The organism is Rubrivirga sp., from assembly GCF_965213695.1.
Lineage (GTDB): Bacteria > Bacteroidota > Rhodothermia > Rhodothermales > Rubricoccaceae > Rubrivirga.
In genome coordinates, this window is record NZ_OZ243912.1 from 1,487,977 (window position 1) to 1,508,471 (window position 20,495).

Annotated in this window: 22 protein-coding genes and 1 CRISPR repeat array; of the genes, 9 read left to right on the forward strand and 13 right to left on the reverse strand. The window is 72.9% G+C overall.

Going from position 1 to position 20,495, the window contains the following annotated elements; genetic code table 11:
• Both ACOOHE_RS06470 and ACOOHE_RS06475 read right to left on the reverse strand, forming a co-directional pair.
• Entirely contained in the window at positions 1-909 is a 909-nt protein-coding gene (locus tag ACOOHE_RS06470; protein WP_420456987.1) for a DMT family transporter, read from the reverse strand.
• Between the two features lie 159 nt (positions 910-1,068).
• A complete protein-coding gene (locus tag ACOOHE_RS06475) occupies positions 1,069-1,554 on the reverse strand; it encodes an FxsA family protein (protein ID WP_420456988.1) in 486 nt (161 codons plus the stop codon).
• A 46-nt stretch (positions 1,555-1,600) separates the two neighbouring features.
• On the opposite strand from ACOOHE_RS06475, the gene ACOOHE_RS06480 reads away from it, so the two are divergent.
• On the forward strand, positions 1,601-2,221 hold the full coding sequence (locus tag ACOOHE_RS06480; protein ID WP_420456989.1) for a DUF6992 family protein: 621 nt from the start codon (positions 1,601-1,603) through the stop codon (positions 2,219-2,221).
• A 78-nt stretch (positions 2,222-2,299) separates the two neighbouring features.
• Here ACOOHE_RS06480 and ACOOHE_RS06485 read toward each other — a convergent pair whose 3' ends face one another.
• From ACOOHE_RS06485 to ACOOHE_RS06495, 3 genes are all read right to left on the reverse strand, one after another.
• Positions 2,300-2,950 carry a hypothetical protein gene (locus tag ACOOHE_RS06485; RefSeq protein WP_420456990.1) on the reverse strand — a complete coding sequence of 217 codons (651 nt, stop codon included), beginning with the start codon at positions 2,948-2,950 and terminating at the stop codon, positions 2,300-2,302.
• A 427-nt stretch (positions 2,951-3,377) separates the two neighbouring features.
• Entirely contained in the window at positions 3,378-3,992 is a 615-nt protein-coding gene (locus tag ACOOHE_RS06490; protein ID WP_420456991.1) for a response regulator, read from the reverse strand.
• 13 nt (positions 3,993-4,005) lie between these two features.
• Positions 4,006-5,247 (reverse strand): sensor histidine kinase, encoded by a 1,242-nt coding sequence (locus ACOOHE_RS06495; protein WP_420456992.1) that lies wholly within the window; start codon positions 5,245-5,247, stop codon positions 4,006-4,008.
• A gap of 130 nt (positions 5,248-5,377) precedes the next feature.
• Between ACOOHE_RS06495 and ACOOHE_RS06500 the strand changes: the two genes are divergently transcribed.
• Positions 5,378-6,076 (forward strand): response regulator, encoded by a 699-nt coding sequence (locus ACOOHE_RS06500; protein ID WP_420456993.1) that lies wholly within the window; start codon positions 5,378-5,380, stop codon positions 6,074-6,076.
• Here the strand turns inward: ACOOHE_RS06500 and ACOOHE_RS06505 are convergent.
• The 3 genes from ACOOHE_RS06505 to ACOOHE_RS06515 form a co-directional block, all read right to left on the reverse strand.
• Positions 6,010-6,552 carry a hypothetical protein gene (locus ACOOHE_RS06505; protein WP_420456994.1) on the reverse strand — a complete coding sequence of 181 codons (543 nt, stop codon included), beginning with the start codon at positions 6,550-6,552 and terminating at the stop codon, positions 6,010-6,012. The two genes, ACOOHE_RS06500 and ACOOHE_RS06505, sit on opposite strands and share 67 nt — an antisense overlap.
• 9 nt (positions 6,553-6,561) lie before the next feature.
• On the reverse strand, positions 6,562-7,734 hold the full coding sequence (locus ACOOHE_RS06510) for an NAD(P)/FAD-dependent oxidoreductase (protein ID WP_420456995.1): 1,173 nt from the start codon (positions 7,732-7,734) through the stop codon (positions 6,562-6,564).
• Between the two features lie 78 nt (positions 7,735-7,812).
• A complete protein-coding gene (locus ACOOHE_RS06515; protein WP_420456996.1) occupies positions 7,813-8,940 on the reverse strand; it encodes a GNAT family N-acetyltransferase in 1,128 nt (375 codons plus the stop codon).
• A 257-nt stretch (positions 8,941-9,197) separates the two neighbouring features.
• On the opposite strand from ACOOHE_RS06515, the gene ACOOHE_RS06520 reads away from it, so the two are divergent.
• Both ACOOHE_RS06520 and ACOOHE_RS06525 read left to right on the forward strand, forming a co-directional pair.
• Positions 9,198-9,446, forward strand: a complete 249-nt coding sequence (locus tag ACOOHE_RS06520) for a hypothetical protein (protein WP_420456997.1) — start codon at positions 9,198-9,200, stop codon at positions 9,444-9,446.
• Positions 9,443-9,862, forward strand: a complete 420-nt coding sequence (locus tag ACOOHE_RS06525; protein ID WP_420456998.1) for a type II toxin-antitoxin system VapC family toxin — start codon at positions 9,443-9,445, stop codon at positions 9,860-9,862. The genes ACOOHE_RS06520 and ACOOHE_RS06525 overlap by 4 nt, the downstream gene beginning before the upstream one ends.
• 8 nt (positions 9,863-9,870) lie before the next feature.
• Here ACOOHE_RS06525 and ACOOHE_RS06530 read toward each other — a convergent pair whose 3' ends face one another.
• Both ACOOHE_RS06530 and ACOOHE_RS06535 read right to left on the reverse strand, forming a co-directional pair.
• The gene (locus tag ACOOHE_RS06530; protein WP_420456999.1) at positions 9,871-11,208 is read right to left on the reverse strand and encodes an aminotransferase class I/II-fold pyridoxal phosphate-dependent enzyme; all 1,338 of its coding nucleotides are present in this window, start codon (positions 11,206-11,208) and stop codon (positions 9,871-9,873) included.
• Positions 11,209-11,641: 433 nt separating this feature from the next.
• Entirely contained in the window at positions 11,642-12,754 is a 1,113-nt protein-coding gene (locus tag ACOOHE_RS06535; RefSeq protein ID WP_420457000.1) for a glycosyltransferase family protein, read from the reverse strand.
• Positions 12,755-12,901: 147 nt separating this feature from the next.
• Here ACOOHE_RS06535 and ACOOHE_RS06540 point away from each other — a divergent pair, with 147 nt between their 5' ends.
• The 5 genes from ACOOHE_RS06540 to ACOOHE_RS06560 all read left to right on the forward strand — a co-directional run bounded on the left by ACOOHE_RS06540 (position 12,902) and on the right by ACOOHE_RS06560 (position 17,330).
• Positions 12,902-13,681, forward strand: coding sequence for a WecB/TagA/CpsF family glycosyltransferase (locus ACOOHE_RS06540; protein ID WP_420457001.1), 780 nt, complete (start codon positions 12,902-12,904; stop codon positions 13,679-13,681).
• Between the two features lie 162 nt (positions 13,682-13,843).
• Positions 13,844-14,137, forward strand: coding sequence for a hypothetical protein (locus ACOOHE_RS06545; protein ID WP_420457002.1), 294 nt, complete (start codon positions 13,844-13,846; stop codon positions 14,135-14,137).
• A 160-nt stretch (positions 14,138-14,297) separates the two neighbouring features.
• Positions 14,298-15,368: an NAD-dependent epimerase/dehydratase family protein gene (locus ACOOHE_RS06550; protein ID WP_420457003.1), complete on the forward strand. Its 1,071-nt coding sequence runs from the start codon at positions 14,298-14,300 to the stop codon at positions 15,366-15,368.
• A 42-nt stretch (positions 15,369-15,410) separates the two neighbouring features.
• Positions 15,411-16,715, forward strand: a complete 1,305-nt coding sequence (locus ACOOHE_RS06555; protein WP_420457004.1) for a methyltransferase domain-containing protein — start codon at positions 15,411-15,413, stop codon at positions 16,713-16,715.
• A 57-nt stretch (positions 16,716-16,772) separates the two neighbouring features.
• Positions 16,773-17,330 (forward strand): dTDP-4-dehydrorhamnose 3,5-epimerase family protein, encoded by a 558-nt coding sequence (locus tag ACOOHE_RS06560; protein WP_420457005.1) that lies wholly within the window; start codon positions 16,773-16,775, stop codon positions 17,328-17,330.
• A gap of 169 nt (positions 17,331-17,499) precedes the next feature.
• A CRISPR array of direct repeats spans positions 17,500-19,142; the repeat unit is 37 nt; unit sequence CTAGCAGTCGCCCTCCGGGGCGGCTGAGGATTGAAAC.
• A 47-nt stretch (positions 19,143-19,189) separates the two neighbouring features.
• Here ACOOHE_RS06560 and ACOOHE_RS06565 read toward each other — a convergent pair.
• Genes ACOOHE_RS06565 through ACOOHE_RS06575 form a run of 3 tightly spaced genes read right to left on the reverse strand, consistent with a single transcriptional unit; the run spans position 19,190 to position 20,479 of the window.
• Positions 19,190-19,738 (reverse strand): plasmid pRiA4b ORF-3 family protein, encoded by a 549-nt coding sequence (locus tag ACOOHE_RS06565; RefSeq protein WP_420457006.1) that lies wholly within the window; start codon positions 19,736-19,738, stop codon positions 19,190-19,192.
• 33 nt (positions 19,739-19,771) lie between these two features.
• Positions 19,772-20,209: a type II toxin-antitoxin system VapC family toxin gene (locus ACOOHE_RS06570; protein ID WP_420457007.1), complete on the reverse strand. Its 438-nt coding sequence runs from the start codon at positions 20,207-20,209 to the stop codon at positions 19,772-19,774.
• 15 nt (positions 20,210-20,224) lie between these two features.
• A complete protein-coding gene (locus tag ACOOHE_RS06575; protein WP_420457008.1) occupies positions 20,225-20,479 on the reverse strand; it encodes a DUF6364 family protein in 255 nt (84 codons plus the stop codon).
• Positions 20,480-20,495: the final 16 nt, after the last annotated feature.

Sequence of the window (20,495 nt, forward strand, 5' to 3'; positions counted from 1 at the left end):
CTACCCCGACCGCGCGCGGCGGACGACGAGCAGCACGCTCGACACGACGAGCGCCGCGCCGGCCACGCTCAGCCCGTCCACGTCGTCGCCCAGGAACAGGGCGCCCCACGCGAACGCGAGCACGACCTGGAGGTACCCGATGGCCGAGGCCGTGCCGGCCTCGAGCCGCGCCATCCCCTTCGTCAGGCCGACCTGCCCGCCGTGCGTCGCCAGCCCGATCCCGAGCAGCAGCGTCCACTGCCACCCGCTCGGCCACACCCACGCGCCGCCGAGCGCGAACGGGAGCGACCCGACGGCCCCGATCCACGAGAGGTAGAAGATGATCGCCATCGGCCGGTCGGTGGCCCGGAGCTTGCGGACGAACGTGTACGCCAGCCCCGAGAGCACGGCGGCCGTCGCGACGGCGGCCACGCCCAGGCCGTCGAGCGCGGCGCCGGCCCCGAACAGGACGCTCGGCCGGGCCACCAGCACCACGCCGGCCATCGACAGCCCGGCCCCGACGAGGACGAGGGGCCGGAGCCGCTCGCCCAGCAGGACCGCCGCCGCGAGCGCCGTCCACACGGGCGCCGTGTACTGGATGGTCACGGCGTCGCCGAGCGGGAGCCGCCCGATCCCGACGTAGAACAGGCTCAGCGCGATTGCCCCGACGACCCCCCGGAGCGCCAGCGTCCGCCGGTCCACGCCGAGGGGGGGCGCGCCGTCGCGGCGCAGGACGGCGAACGTGAGCGCGGCCATGAACGCCGACCGCACGAAGACGATCTCCATCGACGGGAACGCCGCCGAGGCCACCTTGACGAGCAGGCTCATCAGGCTGAACCCGAGCGCGGCGCCCAGCATGTAGAGCACGCCGTGGAGCCGCTCGCGCCGGAGGTCGGCGTCGGTCGGGACAGCGGCGAGGGGGGAGGCCATACGGGCGCAACGGCCCGAGCTCCGCTCCGTTCTCCGCCGCGGCGCGATTGACGCGACCCTCACCGGGGGAAGAGTAGAGGGTAGGAGAGGAGGGCGCCCTCGCTCGCACACTCGTCCCGAGGCTCAGGTCCCGGTCGTCGGCTCGCGATTCTCCACCCTCTACGGTTCCCTTCCCGACCCGTCGTCGATCACCTCGGCGTCCTCGACGACGGGCGGTGGCGGCGCCCCGCCGAACGCTGGGCCGAACGCCGCGCCGCCGGAGACCACGCGGACGCTCCCCCTCGTCACGGCTTGCTCGAACCGCGCCCGGAGCGCCCGCCGCGCAAGGGCCCGCGTCGGGGGGAACAGACCGAGGAGCCCGACGACGTCCGTCAGGAATCCGGGTGTGAGCAGCAGCGTCCCGGAGACCAGGATCACGACGCCGTCGACCAGCTCGGGCCCGGGGACGCCGCCGGTCGCCAGCTTCGCCTGGACGCGCCGCCACGCCGCCGTCCCCTCGCGCCGGGCCAGCCACGACCCGACGACGGCCGTCAGCACGACGATGGCCAGCGTTGGGCCCAGCCCAATCCGCCCGCCGACGCCCACCAGCAGCGCCAGGTCGGCAACGGGGACGATCAAGAACAGCAGGAGCAGGCGGCCGAACACGGGCGGGAGGGGCGGGTTGGAGCGAACGCGCCCGCCCAGAACCTCCGTGCCCCCGCCCCGGGTCCTCCTCGCGGCCCTCGCCGTCGCCCTGGCGCCGGTCGCCGCCGCTCAGCCCGCCGTCTCGTCGGACGACGTAGAGACCCTGTCCCAGGCGCTCCGCGCCGACCAGCAGGCGCACCTGTGGCGCGTCGGGGCGTGGGGGCTGGCGAACGCCGTCGGCGGGGCCGCGCTGGCGCTCGCGTCGGACCGCGAGGGCGCCCCCGGGCGGTGGGCCTTCGGCGTCCAGTCGGGTGCCTGGGGCGTCGTCAACGTCGGGATCGCGGCGGTCGGGCTCGTCGGCGGGCCGGGCGACGTCACGGGCGAGTGGGCGCTCGCGCTCGCCGCCGAGAACGGCTACGCCGACGTGCTGCTCGTCAACCTCGGGCTCAACGTCGGCTACGCGGCGGTCGGCGGGACGCTTCTGGCCGTCGCCGGGCGCGGCGTGTCGACCCCCGCTGCGTGGCGCGGGCACGGGGCCGCGCTCGTGCTCCAGGGCGCCGGCCTGTTCGTGCTCGACGGCGTGGCGTACCTCGCGACTCGGGGCCGCCTCGGCGCGCTCGTCGAGGTCGCGAGTCGGTCGACGCTCTCGGCGACGGCCACCGGGGTGACGCTCGTCGTCCCGCTCTGACTCGGCCGGGCCGACACAGCGGAGCCCCCGCCCGTCAGGGGCGGAGGCTCGCGCTGGTGATCGGCGACCTGCCGTGCGTTAGCGGCGGATCACGTCAGCCTCGCGGAGCGGCCGGCCGAACGCCTGGGCCGTGACCTCGATGTCGCGCGGGGTCTCGAACCGGACGGCCTTCGGCGGCGGAGCGTCGAGGCCGTAGACCGTGAACACGACGTCGGACACCTCGATGGCCTTGCCCGAGCGGGTGACGAACGGTGTGCTCGCCCCGTTCGTGAGGTCTTGCTGGTTCCAGTCCTTGGCGATGGTCCACGCACCGTTGCGCCAGACGTAGTGCCAGGAGTCGGGGCCCTGCTGGGCCGTGCCCACGGGGACGTCCTCGTCGCCCGCGTACGTCTCCGCGTCGGCGACGGCCACGCCACGGTTGAGGTACGTCACGACGACCGAGTCGGGCCGGACGTCGCCCGGGACGAACGCGAGGGCGTACCCGCTCGGAGTCCGGGTCGAGCGGAGCCGGAGTTGGTCGTCGCCCGCGTCGACGGCGACGTCGAAGCGCTCTCCGAGACGGAGCGGCGCGAGGTCGTAGAGGACGTCGCCAGACGTCTCGGCCTGGGCGTCGAGGGTCACGGCGTCCGCTGCGGAGACGGACGGGAGGTCGGCGGTGTCGCAGCCGGCGAACGAGAGGCCGAGGACAGCGACAGCAGCGAACCGGGCGAGGAAAGAGGGAGCGCGCATGGGTGGGTGGTCGTGGGGGACTATAGGCTACCCCTCTCGTGACCCTATGTCTTGATGCGCGAAGCACGTTCCCCATAGTATCCATGCATCAGCAAGCCTCTCCGACCGCGCCTCCAGCGTCGGAGTCGCCCTCCTCCGGGACACGTCTGCGCTCATGGTACGACGCAGGGGCGCCGCAGAGCCTGGCCGGCAGCGGTGGGCCAGGGCTGTCGCATCCTCCCTCCACCTCGTCGTCCTGACCCCGAAGCGACGGCGCAGCTAGCGCAATGAAGGATCCCGACGCCGGCGTCGGAGGCCATCGGAGCCGGCGCGGCCGGTCTCGGAGTCCGAGGTGAGGCCCTTCGCATCCGCTCAGGGTGACGCTGGAGGCGAGGTCGCGATAGCCCTGATCGGCGGGCGCCTTGCGCGACGACCGACAGGTGAGGCGCTAGACCAGGCCGTGCTCCCAGGCCCAGGCGACGGCTTGCCTCCACGACGAGACGTTGAGCTTCTCGTACGCCGCCGAGACGTGGTTGCGGACCGTGTTGGGAGAGATCCCCAGCTCGTCGGCGATCTCGTTGTTGTCCCGACCGCGCGCCATCAGTCGGACCACGTCGAGCTCGCGGTCGGAGATCGGGATCTCGACGGTGCTCGGCGGGGTGATGCTCACGAACCACCTCCCCTCGCCTCGCGCGACGGCCTCGACCGCTTCGGCGACCAGCGACATCGGCTTGTCCTTCGTGACGTACCCGGCCGCGCCCGCCTGCAACATGGCCGTGACGTAGGCCGCGTCGTCGTAGGCCGAGTACGCCAGGACGCGAGTGGGCACGGCGAGCTCGCGGAGCCGCTCGGCGACCGCGATCCCGTCCATCCCGGGCATCTCCATGTCGAGCAGGACCACGTTCGGCTCGAGCCGCTGGCAGGCCTCCACGCCCCGCTCGCCGTCGGATGCCTCGGCGACGACCTCGATCTTGCCCGTCTGCTCCAGGGCCGCTCGGACCCCGGCCCGGAGCGCGGGGTGGTCGTCGATCAGGATGGTGCGGACGCGAGAAAAGGTCGTCATGGTCCCGAGGGAGCTAGGCACGAGCGGGGCGGCGTGGCCGGCGCGGGGACCGGCGGGGCGTGTCCGTACGGCGCACGTCCGGAAGAGTGACGTGGACCCGCGCGCCTCGTCCCTCGATCCCGCCCGTGGCCAGGGTGAGAGTGCCCCCGATCGCCTCGACCCGCTCGTACATCCCGACGAGGCCGAAGTGGCCGCCGTCGGCGAGCGCGGAGAGGTCGGGGCGGGCCCCGGACCACGGGAAGCCTTGCCCGTTGTCGGTGATCTCGAGCGTGAGGGGCTCGCCCGCGTCGGGAAGACTCAGGCGGATGTGGACGCGCGTGGCGTGCCCGTGCTCGATGGCGTTTGTGATCGATTCCTGAGCGATCCGGAAGAGGGAGGACCGGACGACGTCCGGGAGCGCATCGGGGCCCGTCCCGTCCTCGTCCAGGTCGAGGCCGACGGAGACCTCGCTGTACCGTTCTTTGACACGGTTCGCGTGCGCCGAGAGCGCTGCCGCGAGTCCGAACCGGCCGAGGGCCGGAGGCCGCAACCCCTCTGCAATCGCGCGTAGCTCGCGCGCGATCCGGCTGGCCTCCTCGCTGATCTCTCTTGGGATCTCGCCCCCGGAGAGCATCCGGAGGGCATGGACGTCCTGCAAGGGCCCGTCGTGGATCTCGCGCGCCAGTCGTGACCGCTCCGCCTCTCGAGCGTGGAGCGCCCGTTCCCTCGCCAGCGCTTCCTCGCGGCGGCGGGCCCGATCCCGCCGCGTCAGCGCTGTGCCCACTAAGCCTCCTCCGACGCCGAGGAGGGCGAGCCCGGCCATAATCACGACCCAGATGGGCAACCCTTGGTCGAACTGGAGCCTCAGCCGCTCTTGCTCTACATGGACGCCGAACTCACGATCAGGCTCGTCCTTCTCGCCGGATTCGACCAAGCGCTCGTGGATCAGGGAGAGCACGGGCTCTGAGATGCGGAGGCTGGACAAGGCCGAGTCAGGGACGTGCAGGGGCGTGTTGGATGTCCTCGGGTTTTGAGTCAGCTTGCCCAGGTACTCGATAAGCACGCCTCGGTCTTCGTAGATCTCGTACCTGAAATACGACAAGTCTGATTCCTCAATCGCAAGCCCCTCAACGAGCGTAGAGTCGGTCGGCTGGGCACGGGGAGGGGCGCCGAAGACCGCCAGCGCCGCGCAGGCGAGCGTGGCGAAACGAACGGGAGACGGACGTGCCGGGTGTCGCACGGGAGAGGGAGGGCGGGAAGCAAAGTAGCGCGCCACGGCGAGCGGAGGGCGCTCAGGCGGCTAGGGCGGTAGTGCAGGAGTCCCAGCGCGTATCCGGGGGAACGGCCATGCGACGCGGGGCGGAGGTCGATACCCTGGGGCGAACACAGACCGGCCCGCCCTCCCGATGCCCACCCCCACCCGCGTCGTCCTCGCCGAGGACCACGACCTCCTCCGAGCCCTCCTCCGGTCGACGCTCGCCGCGTGCCCGGACCTCGTCGTCGTGGGGGAAGCGGCGACCGGGGGCGAGGCGATCCGGCTGGTCCGGGCCGTCCGGCCCGACGTGCTCGTGCTCGACATCCAGCTGGCCGGGGACCAGGACGGCGTCGACGTCGCGACGCGGGTGGCCGGCGGGGCGTGCCACGTGCTCGCCTACTCGTCCCACAACGACCCGGTCCACGTGGCCCACCTCCTGCGCGCGGGCGCCTCGGGCTACCTGTCGAAGGAGGCCCCAGTCCACCGGGTGGTCGAGGCCATCCGGGCCGTGGCGGCCGGCGAGAGCCGGTGGTTCGAGGCCGGCGTCGACTCGACCGTGCGCCTGGCGCCCGACGAGCTCCGCGCGCTCGCCCACTTCGCGACGGGCGGCCGGCCCGACACGCTCGCCCGGGCGCTCGGGACGTCGGCGGTGGAGGCGACGGACGTGCTCGCCGGGCTGTATGCCCGGCTCGGCGCCAGCTCGTGGTACGAGGCGCTCGCCCGAGGGTGGGCCTTGGGGCTCATCGGCCCCGGCCGCGTGCGCGAGCCCGTCGGCGCACGCGGCTACTCGATCCGGGCAAAAAGACCAGGGCAGGCCAGGGCCGCCAGAGCGGGGTCGTACGGCGCGTAGTACGTGTAGACGAGCTCGCGGCCCGGCGCCGACTCCCGCTCGAAGGTGCACGTCGCGATCCGGCCCTCGGTCGGGCACGCGCCCGGCGCGAACGCCGCGTCCGGCGCCGCGTCGCACTGGGCCCGGGCGGACTCCGGCGTCCACGCCTCGCCGGTGTAGGCGAAGCAGTAGCTCTCGGTCGCCCGGACGTCGCAGCGCCCCGACGCGCCCGACGGCGGGCCCGGAGACGGGGCCGGGGCGGGCCGGGGCAACGGCGGCCGAGGCGGCGGGGCCGGCCTCGGCGGGATCTGGACCACGGTCTCCGGCGGCTCCGTCGTGTCGAACACGACCTCGGCCGCGTCGAACGGCGTCGGCGGCGGGCGGACCGCGCGCGTGGTCTCCGGCGCCGGGCCCGGCGACACGTCCCCGGCCGGCGTCGGCGGCTCGCCCTGGCAGGCGCCGACGGCGAGGGCGAGGAGCAGAAGGCGGCGACCCATGCGCGCAGTCTAGCGATGCCCCGACGCGGCCCGGGCGTCCCACCGACCGTCGTACGACGCCCCGTCGCGGTACCGGTCGATCCACCGGCGGTCGACGGCGTGCTTGAGCCGCAGCACCGCGTGGGCGCGGACCGCGACGGGCCCGGCCACCCACCACGCCGACGGGCCGCCGGTCGAGACCAGCAGCGGGGAGACCGGGTAGGGCCGGAACGGGCGGAGCGGGACGGCCGCCGGGTCCTGGCCCGCCGCCAGCGCCCGGAGCGCCTGGTCCACGTTCTCGCGCAGGACCGGCCCCTGCTTGACGGCGTGGACGCCGATCCGCGCCAAGTCCTCGTGCCCGGCGACGGACGCACTGTCACCGGCCACGAACACGCGCCCGTCGTCCACCGACCGGAGGCCCCGGTCGACGCGGGCGAAGCCGCGATCGGTCACCGTCAGCCCGGCCTCGACGAACAGGGGGGGGCCGACCGAGCCGGTGGCCCAGAGGACGGCGTCGGCCGGCAGCGTCTCGCCGTCGAGGCGGACGCCCTCGGGGTCGGTGCCTTGGGCCCGTGTGCCCAAGCGAACGGTCGCGCCGCGCTGGCGCAGCGTCTCCGCCGCCCAGTCCCCGACGCGGGCGGGCAGCTCCGGGCAGAGCCGGTCGCCCGGTTCGACGACGGTCACGGACAGGCCGCCGAGTCCGGGCCGGGCCGTCACGTTGAGGGCCGTCTCGGTCCCGGCCGCACCGCCGCCGACGACCACCAAGCACCGCGCGTCGCCGTCCGCCGCCGTCTTGTCGAGGAACCGCCCGAGCTCCGCGATCCGCCACAGCGGCTTCGTCCGCACCGCGTGGTCGGCGTCGTCGCGGCCGGGGTTGAGCGCTCCGATGTCGAACGCGACGAGGTCGTACCCGACGCGCCGGCCGTCGTCGAGGGCCACCTCGCGGGCGTCGCGGTCGAGCGCGACCGCCCGGGCCTGGACGAACCGGACGCCCTGACGCTCGCAGATCGGCCCGAGCGGGACGGTCACGTCGGCCCGGGTGTAGACGCCGCCGAGCCACTCGGGCGTCATCCCGGAGTACCACAGCTCGGGCTGGTCCGAGACGAGCGTGACCGCGGCGCCCGCATCGTCGGCCAGGGCGTGGGCGTGGGCCAAGAGCGGAAGGCTCGCGTGGCCGCCGCCGACGACGAGGAGGGTGGGCACGTGGACGGGTGGACTTGTGGACTCGTGAGACGAACGTGCCGGTGCTCACGCGGGTCCACCTGCCCCCGGGCCCACGGATCACAGCGCGGCCTCGAACATCGCGTACTCCTTGTCGCGGACGCAGCCCAGCTTTTCGAGCGCGTTGACGAGCGGCTTGTTCGAGTCCAACACCCACGACAGCTCGGCCGCCTGGTACCCGTCGCGCCGGCCGTTGACGATGGTGTGGTGGATCAGGAGCGCGTCGAGCCCGCGGTGGCGGTGCTCGGGGAGGACCCCCATCAGCGCCATCCGGATCTCGTAGACGCCGCCCAGCTTCCACGTGCCGAGCACCTTGGGCAGGCCGAGCGACGCCAGCCGGCCACGCGGGAGGTGCCGGAGCGCCTGGTTGAGGTTGGGGAGCGACGCCGCGAACGCGATCGGCTCACCGTCGAGCTCGGCGAAGAGGAACAGGTCGGGCTCGATGATCGGCTTCATCTCGCCGGCCAGGTGGAGCGCCTCGTGCTCGGTGTATGGCACGTGGCCCCAGTTCTCGGCCCACGCCCGGTTGTAGATCCGCATGGCCGCCGCGACGTCGTCGTCGAACCGCTTAGGGTCGAGCGAGCGGACGGTGACCCCGGGGTTCCGCCGAGCCACGATCTCGGCGCCCCGCGCCATCCGCTCGCTGTTGATATAGGCCTCGTGGACGTAGAACGCCCACATCGTCATGGCCCGCTCGAACCCCCACCGCTCCAGATACTCGGCGTAGTACGGCTTGTTGTACGGGAGCAGGATCGACGGCGGCCGGTCGAACCCGTCCACGAGCAGCCCGGCCACGTCGTTCATCGTCGGGTTGGCCGGGCCCCGGACGCCCGTCAGTCCGCGCGCCCTCAGCCAACTGGCGGCGGCGTCGAGCAGCGCGTGGGCCACCGCATAGTCCTCGACGGTCTCGAAGAAGCCGAAGAACCCGTTGCCGTCGGCGTACTTGGCGAGGTGCTGCCCGTTTTCGATGGCGGCCACACGCCCGACGACCTCGCCGCCGCGCTCGGCCAGGAACAGCTCGACGGCGCCGTGCTCGAAGAACGGGTTCTTCTTCGGGTTCAAGACGCCGGCCTGGTCCATCCGCAGCGGCGGCACGAAGTGACGGTCCCCGTGGTAGTGGCCGTACGGGACGTCCAAGAACGTCTTCCGGTCGGCGGACGAGCGGACGGGGCGGACGGTGACGGGCATGGGGCGGGGGAGGACCGGCCCGAAGCTAGCGCCCGGTCCCCGTTCGTCCATCACGCGCAGGGCGAGCGCATTCTCGGTGAGCGGCTCGGAGACGGGTTCGGAGGATGGGGGTGTGGGCGTGTGGGCGTGGCCCCCCCTCCACACTCCCTCCTCCCACACCCTGGCTCCGGCGTGCGGACTGGAAACGCACCCGCCCTGTCTGCGAGGGGGACCCGCCGTGCGTCGTACACTGCGTCCCTGCACGGATCCCCCGAGCCATGAGCGTCCGAGACATCGAGCGTGCCCTCGCCCTCCTGGGTGCCGACGACCTCCAGCGCATCTCCCAGCTCGCCCTCGCGAGGCTGGCCCACCTCGCCCGAGCCGGGGAGACGTCGGCCGAGGGCGACCTGGGGGGCTCCGCTCTCGACCTCGTTCGAGACCTCCCGAGCGCGGGGGATGGACTTGCCGCGCCAGACCTCTCGACGTCGAAGGCGCACATGGAAGGGTTCGGCGAGCGCGCGGCATGACAGCCCTCGCCGACACCGGCCTCCTCGTGGCACTCCTCTACACGCGCGACCAGTTCCACCCGTGGGCCCTCACGGAGTTTGGCCGGCTCCGAACGCCCCTGCTGACGTGTGAGGCGGTCCTCGCGGAGACGGCGCACCTCGTCGGCACCCGGGGCGTGCCCCGCGACCGAGTCGCCCGGTTGGTGAGCTCGGGCGCCGTTCGGGTCGCGTTCGACGTCCAACGGGAGGCGCTGGCGGTCGGCCGGCTGCTGGAGCGGTACGCCGACGTCCCGATGGACTGGGCCGACGGGTGCCTCGTTCGCATGAGCGAGCTCCACGCCGACGCCGAGGTGTTCACGCTCGACAGGGGCTCCCAGATCTACAGGAGGCACCGGGACCAGCCGATCCCCACTCGGATGCCCGTCGAGCGCCGCTGAACTCTCCGCTACGCCGTCCCGTTGGTGCCGGCCGACGGCAGCGCGTCCATCGCCGGGCCGCGCCGGCCGCCGGGCGCGATGATCCCGTGCCGGAGCCCGACCGTCTCGAACGCGCCGAGCACGCGGTCGAGCTCGTCGTCCGAGTGCGTGGCCATGTAGCTCGTCCGCATGAGCGACTGGCCGGGCGGGACGGCCGGGGGGATGACGGCGTTCGTGAACACGCCCTCCTCCAGCAGGTCCTTCCAGAACGCGAAGCACCGGTACATCTCGCCGATGACGACCGGGATGATCGGCGTCTGCGAGGCCCACACGTCGAACCCGAGGTTGCGGAACCCGTCGCGCATGGTGTCCGAGATGGTCGCCAACCGGTCGAGCCGCTCGGGCTCGGCCTCCAAAATGTCGAGGCACGCGAGCACCGTCGCCACGGCCGACGGCGGCATCGAGGCCGAGAAGATGTGGGTCGAGGCCGTGTGGCGGACGTACTCGATCACGGTCTCGTCGCCGACGACGAACCCGCCGAGCGACGAGAAGCTCTTCGAGAACGTCCCCGACGTGAGGTCGACGCGGTCCTCCAACCCGAAGGCCGAGGCCGTGCCCCGCCCGCCGTCGCCGATCACGCCGACCGCGTGGGCGTCGTCCAGGAACAGGGCCGCGCCGAACTCCTCGGCGAGCGCGACCAGCTCGGGCACCTTGGCCAGCGTGCCCGACATCGAGAACACGCCGTCGGTCACGATGAGCTTGCCGGCGTCCGGGCGCTCGGTCGAGACCCGCTCCAGGAACGTCCGCAGGTGGGCCATGTCGCTGTGCCGGTAGCGGACGGTCTCGGCGGCCGAGACCTGCTGGCCGGCCAGGATGCAGGCGTGGTTGTCCTTGTCGGAGAAGATGACGTCGCCGCGGCCGGCCAGGCTCTGCAACACGCCCTGGTTGGTCATGTAGCCGGTCGAGAACAGGACGCAGGCCTCCTTCCGCATGAACGCCGCGAGTCGCTCTTCGAGCTCGAGGTGGAGGTCGAGCGTCCCGTTCAAGAACCGGCTCCCCGTGCACCCCGTCCCGTACTTGTCGACGGCCGCCTTGGCCGCCTCCCGGACGCGGCGGTCGCTCGTCAGGCCGAGGTAGTTGTTCGACCCGGCCATGATGGTCTCCCGGCCGTCCATGATGGCCGTCGTCCCCTCGTTGACCTCGATGGCCCGGAAGAACGGGTAGAGCCCGGCGTCGTGGACCTTCTGGTAGTCGCCGTCGGGGGCGAAGAAGGCCGTCGCCTTGTCGAACAGCGACGCGACCGGCCGGGCGTCCGGGTCGGGCGTGGCGCCGGTCGGCTGCTGTCCGAGGAAGTCAGGGAGGGTCATTGGGCGCGGGCCGGGGCGGCGACCGACGAAGATACCCGCCGCCGGGCGGCGACCGACGCAAAACCCGGTGAAGGGGCCGTCGGCGTCGCGAGACGGGGCCCGCGTCGCGAGACCGGGGACGGAGGACCGGGGACAACGAGAACGGGGAGGGGAGTGCTCCCTGCCATCCTCTCCACCCCTCCTCCGGCCCAGACCACAGACGCTCTCTCGACCCTGAGCTAACGCTCTCTCATACGGATTCAGCGGGTTGATGGCCGGATCGGCACTGCGGATGCGTGATTCGTGACTCTCTCGGGCGGAGGGCCGCGCGTCACGAATGGAGCGTCCCCGATCTGGGGCCTGCCAGACGTGCCGTGTTCTTGTACGAGCGGTCTTCCGTCCCCCGTCCTCTGTCTCTAGACGCCTCAGGAGGATCTGGCGCAACCCGGGCCCCTCAGGCGGCCACCCGAGCGGCTGGCGTGGCCGCGCCCAGCACGCGCTCGATGACGTCGGCGGCGCGCTCGCGGCCGACCGTCCCGCCGGCGGCGGCCCGCTGGCGCAGGCCGTCGGCGCGGTCGAGGAAGCCGCGGAGGTCGTCGGCGCGGAGGTCCCGGTCGAGGACGGCCTCGCCCCAGCCCTGCTCGCGGAGCGCGAGCGCGTTGACGGTCTGCTCGAAAAAGCCCCGGTTGGGGAGCGCGAGGACCGGCTTGCCCAGGTGGAGCGCCTCGGACAGCAGCGTGAACCCGGCCGTGGCCACGACGGCGCGGCACCCGGCGAGGTCAGCCAGGAAGCCGGCCCGCGACGGAGGCCGCAAGCGGACGTTCGGCGGGGCGCCCGGCCCGGGCCCGAGCCCGTACACGTCGGCCGGGGCGCCGACGTGGCCGAGCGCGTCCAAGAGCGCGCCCATCCCCTCGCCCTCGTTGACGTAGACCAGCAGGCGCCGGCCCGCGCGGGGCCGCGCACGGAGCACGTCGTCGCGCAGGATGGGCGGCACGAACACGGCCGTCGAGCCCCGGCGCGGCGGGGGAAAGAAGAACGACGGGACGACGACGGCGTCGGGCCGCGTCGGCGCCAGCACAGCGATGCCGAGGGCCGTGCCCAGCCGGGAGGGCAGCGACCGGAGCGGCGCCCGAGGGCGGGCCTCGGTCAGCACCAGCTGGTGGCTCAGGGCCACCACGGGCACGCCGATCCGCTGAGCCCCACGCGCGACGAACGGCTCGTGGTCGGCCACGACCACGTCGGCGCCGACCGTGCCGAGCCAGCGGGCCGCGTCGGCGACGATCTCGGGGCTCCGCCACGTCAGGGCGAGGTTGGCCCGGGCCGTCGCCCCCATCCGGACCCGGTTGCCGTGCAAGACCTGGCGCAAGCCGGGCACCCGGTAGACGGCGCCGTCGCTGACGTTGTCGAGCCGGTCGGCGGCGGGGGCGTCGGCGGCGAACGTGACCCGGTGGCCCCGGGGCCGCAGGGCCTCCGCGACGGCGACCGCGCGGGAGGCGTGGCCGCGGCCGTGGCCGCAGAGCGCGTAGACGACGTGAGCCAGAGGTCCGGGGGAGAGGGGACGGGCCAACCCCAGCGCACGGACGCTCGTTCCGATCCGTCCCCGTGGCCGGGTGGGGGAGGACGTCCGGCGGGCGTCTCGCCGCGCCGAGGTCTGCCGGCGCGGTTTGGGCCGAGCCCGGGCCGGCCGATACCCCGTCGGCACCCCGACCGCCCCATGCCTTCCGCTTCCATCCTCGGCGTCCGCTTCGACGCGCGCACGGCCGACCACGCCGCGGCCGACATCCTGGCGTGGGCCGCGGCCGGGGAGGCCCGCTACGCCTGCTTCTCGAACGCCCACAGCGTGATCGAGGCCGGCGACGACCCGGCCTTCGCCCGCGTCCTCAACCGAGCCGACCTCAACCTGCCCGACGGCATGAGCATCGTCCGCGAGATGCGGGCCCGAGGCGTCGCGCAGCGCGACCGCGTCTACGGCCCCGACGCCATGCTCGCCGTCGCCCGCGGGGCGGCCGAGGCCGGGGTGCCGGTCGCGCTCTACGGCTCGTCGCCCGAGGTGATCGGCCGGCTGCGCGAGCGGATGCCCCAACGGGCGCCCGGCCTGCGCGTCGTCGAGGCCATCTCGCCCCCGTTCCGCCCGCTCACGCCCGACGAGGACGAGGCGGACGTCGCCCGCCTCCGGGCGTCGGGGGCCCGGATCGTGTTCGTCGGGCTCGGGTGCCCGCGGCAGGAGCGGTGGTGCGCCGCGCACGCCGACCGCGTCGGCGCCGTCTGCCTCGGGGTCGGGGCCGCGTTCGACTTCCACGCGGGCCTGCTCCGCCAGGCGCCGGCCGTCCTCCAGCGGGCCGGGCTCGAGTGGGCGTTCCGGCTGGCGATGGAGCCGCGCCGGCTGTGGCGGCGCTACGGCCGCGTCGTCCCCCGCTTCCTGATCGGGACGGCCCGGGAGCGGAGCGCCGGCGTGACGGCGCTGTCGGGGCGAGCCGGGGCCCGTTCGTCGTAGACGGACGAAGACGACGGGCGAGGCAGGGGCTACAGAGGGAGGTGCGTGGAACGGCGGAAGTGGGGGAGGGGATTAGGGACGGTCGAGAACCCGAGATCGGTTTGTGGTGTATCCTCCGGTACGGAAGCGACACGGACTTCCGCACTCTACCCCTTCATCCCCATGGCGAAAGCCCGCAGCACCCGCAAGAGCACCCCGTTCGAGTTCGAGACCCTCTCTGAGAAGGAGGCGGCCGAGCGTCGTAGCACACGGGGCACTCGTCGGAGCAAGTATTCCCCCATCGGCGAGCAGTTCCAGGATCTCGGCACGGACAAAGTCCTCGCGTTCAGCGCGAGCAAGAACGAGGTCCAGGGCGTCCGCAACTACATGCGGCGCAACTTCGACGGTGAGCACCAGGTCAACAGCCGCCGGACGGACGGCGACATGTACGAGGTCCACATCTCGCGCACGTCGTAGCCCACGGCTCCCAGCCCGACGGGGCCGTCCGGTGCGTCCGGACGGCCCCGTTTCGTTTGGTGCCGGTCCGCGCGGCGCCGCGGCGCCTGGGGGGCGCCCGGAGGCGGGGCGGGCCGTGGTATGGAATTGGCGGAGCGGCGGGCGTTCTCGCTCTTCGTCCATGCGCCTTTTGCTCACCGGCCACGACGGCTACATCGGCACGGTCCTCGCGCCGATCCTCCGGGCCGCCGGCCACGACGTGGTCGGGCTCGACGCCGGATGGTTCTCGGCGTGCCCGTTCGGGCCCGACCCTGTGCCGCCGCCGTCCCGCTGCCTCGACGTCCGCGACGTGACCGCGGCCGACCTCGACGGGTTCGACGCCGTCGTGCACCTGGCGAACCTGTCGAACGACCCGCTGGGCAACCTCGACCCGGGCCTGACCGACCGCGTCAACGCCGGGGCGTCGGTCCGGCTGGGCGCGCGGGCGCGGGAGGCCGGCGTCGGGCGGTTCGTGTTCGCGTCGTCGTGCAGCCTGTACGGCGCCGCCGGGCAGGACGCCGTGACGGAGGAGGCCGCCTTCCGCCCGGTCACGGCCTACGGCCGCGCCAAGGTCGACGCCGAGGCCGGGCTCCGCGCCCTCGCGGGCGACACGTTCTCGCCGGTCTACCTCCGCAACGCGACCGTCTACGGCGTGTCGCCGCGGCTCCGGTTCGACCTGGTCGTCAACAACCTGACGGCGTGGGCCGTGGCGACCGGGGCCGTCCGGATGCTCAGCGACGGGACGCCGTGGCGCCCCCTCGTCCACGTCGAAGACGTGAGCCGGGCCGTGCGGGCGGCGCTCGAGGCGCCCCGCGAGGCGGTCCACGACCAGGCGTTCAACGTGGGCCGCGAGGGCGAGAACTACCAGGTCCGGGACGTCGCGGTCCTCGTCGGGGAGGAGGTCCCGGGGTGCCGCGTCACCGTTGCCGACGGGGCCTCGCCGGACGCCCGGTCGTACCGCGTCAGCTTCGCCAAGATCGCCGAGCGTCTGCCCGGCTGGCAGCCGACGTGGACCGTCCGGGACGGCGTCCGCCAGGTCCGCGACGCGCTCGCCGGGCTGGGCCTGACGCCCGACGTGTTCGAGGGCCCGCGCTACTCCCGGATCGCCCACCTCCGCCAGCTCCTCGACGCCGGCGCCCTCGGCCCCGACCTCCGGTGGGCCGAGACGTCGGGCGACGGCGCGCTCGCCGCCCCGGCTCGCGCCCGCGCCTAGCCCGTGACGGGCCGACGAGCCCCCTCACGCCCCCCGACCCTCATGCCGATCCTCGACGTGCCCTCGCCCCGGCTCGACGGGGCGCCCCGCGCGCTCCCCGCCGACGTACCCGATCAAGGCTTCCCCTGCCGCGCCTGCGGGACGCCGCTCCGCTTTTCGGTGGTCGACCTCGGGCTGAGCCCGCCGTGTCAGAACGTGGTCCGGCCCGGCCAGTTGGGGGAGGGCGAGGCGTTCTACCCGCTTCACGCCTTCGTCTGCCACGAGTGCTCGCTGGTCCAGATCGACGCCGTCGTCCCGCCGGAGGCCATCTTCGAGGGCGAGTACGCCTACTTCTCGTCGGTCTCCGACTCGTGGGTGGCCCACGCCGGCCGCTACGTCGACGCCGTCGCCGAGCGGTTCGGGCTGGGCGCGGACAGCCTGCTGGTCGAGGTCGCGTCGAACGACGGGTACCTGCTCCAGCACGCCGTGGCCCAGGGCATCCCGTGCCTGGGCGTCGAGCCGGCCGCGAACGTGGCCCACGCCGCGCGCGAGCGGGGCGTCCCGACGCGCGTCGCGTTCTTCGGCGAGGCCGAGGCGCGGGCGATGGTGGCCGAGGGGATCCGGGCGGACGTGATCGCGGCCAACAACGTGCTCGCGCACACGCCGCACCTCAACAGCTTCGTCGCCGGGCTGGCGGTGCTCCTGAAAAACGAGGGCGTGGCGACTCTCGAGTTCCCTCACCTCGTCCGTTTGATGGAGGGGAACCAGTTCGACACCGTGTACCACGAGCACTTCTCGTACTTCTCGTTCACGGCCGTCGAGCGCGTGTTCGCCCGGCACGGCCTGACCCTGTTCGACGTCGAGGAACTGACGACGCACGGCGGCTCGCTCCGGATCTACGCCCGCCACGCCTCCGATATCTCGAAGCCGGTCACCGACCGCGCCGTCGAGCTGGCGGCTCGGGAGCAGGCGTGGGGCGTCGACGACCTGGCGACGTACGCCCGCTTCGCTGAGCAGGTGCGCGAGACCAAGCGGGGGCTTTTGGACTTCCTGATCGGCGCGCGCCGGGCCGGCAAGACGGTCGTCGGCTACGGGGCCCCGGGCAAGGGCAACACGCTGCTCAACTTCTGCGGCGTCCGCACCGACCTCCTGGACTACACCGTCGACCGGAACCCGTACAAGCAGGGGACCTGGACGCCGGGCACCCGGATCCCGGTCTACGACCCGGCGCGGATCGCGGAGACCCGGCCGGACTACGTGCTGATTTTGCCGTGGAACTTGCGTGACGAGATCGCCAGCCAGATGGCCCACGTGCGCGACTGGGGCGGCCGGTTCGTCGTCCCGATCCCGGCCGTCGAGGTGTTCTGACTCAGGGTACGGGGCACGGGGTACGGGGTACCTCGGCCTCGTGCCGTACCCCGTACCGTGTACCTCGCACCCACCGACATCCCCGGCTGCGTCGTCGTCCGCCCCGAGCGGCACGCGGACGGGCGCGGCCACTTCGCGCGGACGTGGGACGGGGCCGTGTTCGCGGCGGCCGGGCTCCCGACGACGGTCGCCCAGTGCTCGGCCTCGTTCAGCGAGCGGGCCGGGACGCTCCGCGGGATGCACTGGCAGGTCGCGCCGCACGCCGAGGCCAAGCTGGTCCGCTGCACGCGCGGCGCCGTGTTCGACGTCTGCCTCGACCTCCGGCCGGACTCGCCCACGTTCCGCCGGTGGCATGGCGAGACCCTGACGGCCGACAACGGCGTGTCCCTGCTCGTCCCCGAGGGGTGTGCCCACGGCTGCCTGACGCTGGAGGACGCGACCGAGGTGCTCTACATGATCTCGGCGCCCTTCGTCCCCGAGGCGGCCCGCGGCGTGCGCTACGACGACCCGGCGTTCGGGATCGCGTGGCCGCGCGAGGTGACGGTGATTCATCCCCGCGACGCGAGCTACCCGCTCGTCGGAGCGGAGGGCGGGGTGCGTAAGTTGCGGGGGTGAGGCGCTCGGCTGTCCGTCGTGCGCGGACCCCAAGCGGACGTGAGGGGCCCGGGAGGTCCGCGCTCTTTGACCGGCTGAAGGGGCCGCCGCGCGGCCGCTCCGAGCAGAGCCCCTGGCATGAGACCGGGCCGCCCCGGAACAAAGCGCCGATTCTGCGCGAACCTGGACCCTAGCAGTCGCCCTCCGGGGCGGCTGAGGATTGAAACACGGGCGCGTGGGTCTTGTTGGACGGGACGGGCCTGGACTAGCAGTCGCCCTCCGGGGCGGCTGAGGATTGAAACGGGCCGACGGGGCGCAACGGGTTCGCGGCCCAGAGCGGCTAGCAGTCGCCCTCCGGGGCGGCTGAGGATTGAAACTCCTCCAGGTCCGAGATCGAGAGGTACCGGAACTGCTAGCAGTCGCCCTCCGGGGCGGCTGAGGATTGAAACTCCAGGGTCAGCCCGAACTCCTCGGCCGCGGCCCGGCTAGCAGTCGCCCTCCGGGGCGGCTGAGGATTGAAACCAAATGGAGATGCACGAGAACGGCGTGATCAGGAACTAGCAGTCGCCCTCCGGGGCGGCTGAGGATTGAAACCAGAAGCCGTGGGGCGAGACGACGACCGACGTGCTCGCCTAGCAGTCGCCCTCCGGGGCGGCTGAGGATTGAAACCCGTCCAGGTACTCGCACACCTCCGAGGTCCGGCTAGCAGTCGCCCTCCGGGGCGGCTGAGGATTGAAACTGGAACCGGAGGCTCACCGTCTGGTGGCCCGAGGCGCTAGCAGTCGCCCTCCGGGGCGGCTGAGGATTGAAACGAGTTCGACTTTTCCGAGCTGGGCGAGGGCCGGACTAGCAGTCGCCCTCCGGGGCGGCTGAGGATTGAAACGCCATGCGTGTACGCGCCCAGTCCTTCGAGGCATCGTAGTTGCTAGCAGTCGCCCTCCGGGGCGGCTGAGGATTGAAACCAGCCCATGCCGTACGGCGGATCGGAGACCACGGCCTAGCAGTCGCCCTCCGGGGCGGCTGAGGATTGAAACCTGACCTCTGCGAGCAGGGCGTCGGCATCGTAGGCGCTAGCAGTCGCCCTCCGGGGCGGCTGAGGATTGAAACCAGTCGCGGCCGTGGTCGAAGAAGTCGGCCGGGGTCTAGCAGTCGCCCTCCGGGGCGGCTGAGGATTGAAACGGGGAGGTCTGGCAGGAGCTCCCCCCCGCGATCATCTAGCAGTCGCCCTCCGGGGCGGCTGAGGATTGAAACGAGAAGAAGGGCGGGCGCCAGTTGGACCTGGCGACCTAGCAGTCGCCCTCCGGGGCGGCTGAGGATTGAAACTCGACCGCCGCGATGGCCTTGGCCTGCTTGTCCCCTAGCAGTCGCCCTCCGGGGCGGCTGAGGATTGAAACGAGCCGAGCCGGAAGACGGCCGCGGCGTTGAGGCTAGCAGTCGCCCTCCGGGGCGGCTGAGGATTGAAACGTCGAGCGCGTCCGCGACGTCGCCGCCCTCCTCGCCACTAGCAGTCGCCCTCCGGGGCGGCTGAGGATTGAAACCAGAGGGAGGCCGGCGGCCCCGAGGTGTTCCCCGACACTAGCAGTCGCCCTCCGGGGCGGCTGAGGATTGAAACAACCCGGGAGACTGGGTGACGCCGTCGCGGACATACGCTAGCAGTCGCCCTCCGGGGCGGCTGAGGATTGAAACCACGTCGCCCCCGACCCCTCCCGCGTCACGTCCTCCAGCTAGCAGTCGCCCTCCGGGGCGGCTGAGGATTGAAACCAGCGCCGGATCGGCCTCCGCCCCGACGCCCGGATCTAGCAGTCGCCCTCCGGGGCGGCTGAGGATTGAAACTTGGAGTGGAGGCGCGCTCGGCCCCCGGCGTCCGTCGAGGCGAGCGCTCAGTGCGAGCGACGACGGCCCGCAAGGGCCCTGTTGACAGCGGCCACGTCAAAGGCGTCCGGGTCGAACGGTCCGATCCACTCCATCAGCTCAGCGTGCTCCTCGTGGCCGGGGGCCGTGAACGCCGGGCGGATCTCGTTGTAGCGCCACGTGCCGCCGGAGTCCTCGGGCGGGCCCGCGTTCTCGCCGTCGAGGCAGACCGCGCGGTCTGGCCCGTCCGGGTCGACGGCCTCCAGCACGACCGCGTGCTCCCAGCCGTCGCCGAAGTCGTACTCGTAGAGGAGGGCGTCGCCGGGCTCGACGAGGAGCGTGTCGAGGCGGACTCCGCGCTCGTCCTCGTCGCCCTCCAGCGCCATCCCGAACGGGTGCTGGTACGACACGCCCTCTTCCGTCTCGAAGCGGTGGAGGTGGGAGTTCGTCCAGCCCATCGCCGTCTGGAGGACGCCGTGGAGCCGGTCGAGCGGGAGGCCGGCGGGGACCGAGTGGGTCCGCCAGATGGGCGGGTCGCTGTCGACGAGATCCACGCGGAGACGGAAGGCGCGGGGCATCGGAGGTAGGGAAGAAAGGGAGCGGATCCGAACCTACCTCTCTGCCAGACGCGACAGGAGCGCGCGTGGCGCGAGGGCCTCCACCTCCGAACCCTCGAATCCCGACACATCCCGGGTCACGAGGACGTCACTTCCACACCCCTTCGCGGACTCGGCCGTGACGGCGTCCTCGAAGTCCCTGAGCCTGCCCTCGACCGCGCGCAGAACCTCGGCCTCCGATACCGACGCGACGCGGAACACGCTCGTGAGCAAGCGGACAGCCGCGTATGCGTCGTCGGCCGGTCGTTGGGCGCCCTCACTGGCTCGCGCCTTCCGCACAACGTAGAAGACGGTCGTGACGGCGTGCGCGCTGACGTACCCGTCGAGCACCCCGCGAACGACGGCGTCGGTGAGCAGCGCCGCGTCTCGGGCGTACGGCTCCCGCTCCAGCAGCAGGTCCAGGACGACGTTGGTATCGAACAGGACCCGCATCATGCTCCTCCCGAGCTAGCGGTGCTTCCGTTCGAGGCGCTCCCAGTAGTCGCCTTCCTCGACGTCGGCCCCGGCGGCCCGGCCGAGCAGTTCGCGGGTCTGAGGCGAGAGCGCCGCGCGCCAGTCGTCGCCGCTCGTTTCCAGCGCCGCGACGTACTGGCGGAACAGGTCCTCGACGGAGGTCCCGCGCTGACGGGCCGCACGCTCGGCGGCCTCGGCCGTCCGGCGGTCGAGGCGGAGGGTGAGCGAGACGGTGTCCGAGGCGGGCACGCAGAGGTCGGGCGTC

Bases quoted from the DNA above. Each gene is read 5' to 3' on its own strand.
- ACOOHE_RS06525 (WP_420456998.1), top strand. From the start codon at position 9,443: ATGACAGCCCTCGCCGACACCGGCCTCCTCGTGGCACTCCTCTACACG.
- ACOOHE_RS06520 (WP_420456997.1), top strand. From the start codon at position 9,198: ATGAGCGTCCGAGACATCGAGCGTGCCCTCGCCCTCCTGGGTGCCGAC.
- ACOOHE_RS06485 (WP_420456990.1), bottom strand. From the start codon at position 2,950: ATGCGCGCTCCCTCTTTCCTCGCCCGGTTCGCTGCTGTCGCTGTCCTC.
- ACOOHE_RS06565 (WP_420457006.1), bottom strand. From the start codon at position 19,738: ATGCCCCGCGCCTTCCGTCTCCGCGTGGATCTCGTCGACAGCGACCCG.
- ACOOHE_RS06505 (WP_420456994.1), bottom strand. From the start codon at position 6,552: ATGGGTCGCCGCCTTCTGCTCCTCGCCCTCGCCGTCGGCGCCTGCCAG.
- ACOOHE_RS06470 (WP_420456987.1), bottom strand. From the start codon at position 909: ATGGCCTCCCCCCTCGCCGCTGTCCCGACCGACGCCGACCTCCGGCGC.
- ACOOHE_RS06545 (WP_420457002.1), top strand. From the start codon at position 13,844: ATGGCGAAAGCCCGCAGCACCCGCAAGAGCACCCCGTTCGAGTTCGAG.
- ACOOHE_RS06540 (WP_420457001.1), top strand. From the start codon at position 12,902: ATGCCTTCCGCTTCCATCCTCGGCGTCCGCTTCGACGCGCGCACGGCC.
- ACOOHE_RS06555 (WP_420457004.1), top strand. From the start codon at position 15,411: ATGCCGATCCTCGACGTGCCCTCGCCCCGGCTCGACGGGGCGCCCCGC.
- ACOOHE_RS06515 (WP_420456996.1), bottom strand. From the start codon at position 8,940: ATGCCCGTCACCGTCCGCCCCGTCCGCTCGTCCGCCGACCGGAAGACG.
- ACOOHE_RS06530 (WP_420456999.1), bottom strand. From the start codon at position 11,208: ATGACCCTCCCTGACTTCCTCGGACAGCAGCCGACCGGCGCCACGCCC.
- ACOOHE_RS06490 (WP_420456991.1), bottom strand. From the start codon at position 3,992: ATGACGACCTTTTCTCGCGTCCGCACCATCCTGATCGACGACCACCCC.
- ACOOHE_RS06500 (WP_420456993.1), top strand. From the start codon at position 5,378: ATGCCCACCCCCACCCGCGTCGTCCTCGCCGAGGACCACGACCTCCTC.
- ACOOHE_RS06570 (WP_420457007.1), bottom strand. From the start codon at position 20,209: ATGCGGGTCCTGTTCGATACCAACGTCGTCCTGGACCTGCTGCTGGAG.
- ACOOHE_RS06550 (WP_420457003.1), top strand. From the start codon at position 14,298: ATGCGCCTTTTGCTCACCGGCCACGACGGCTACATCGGCACGGTCCTC.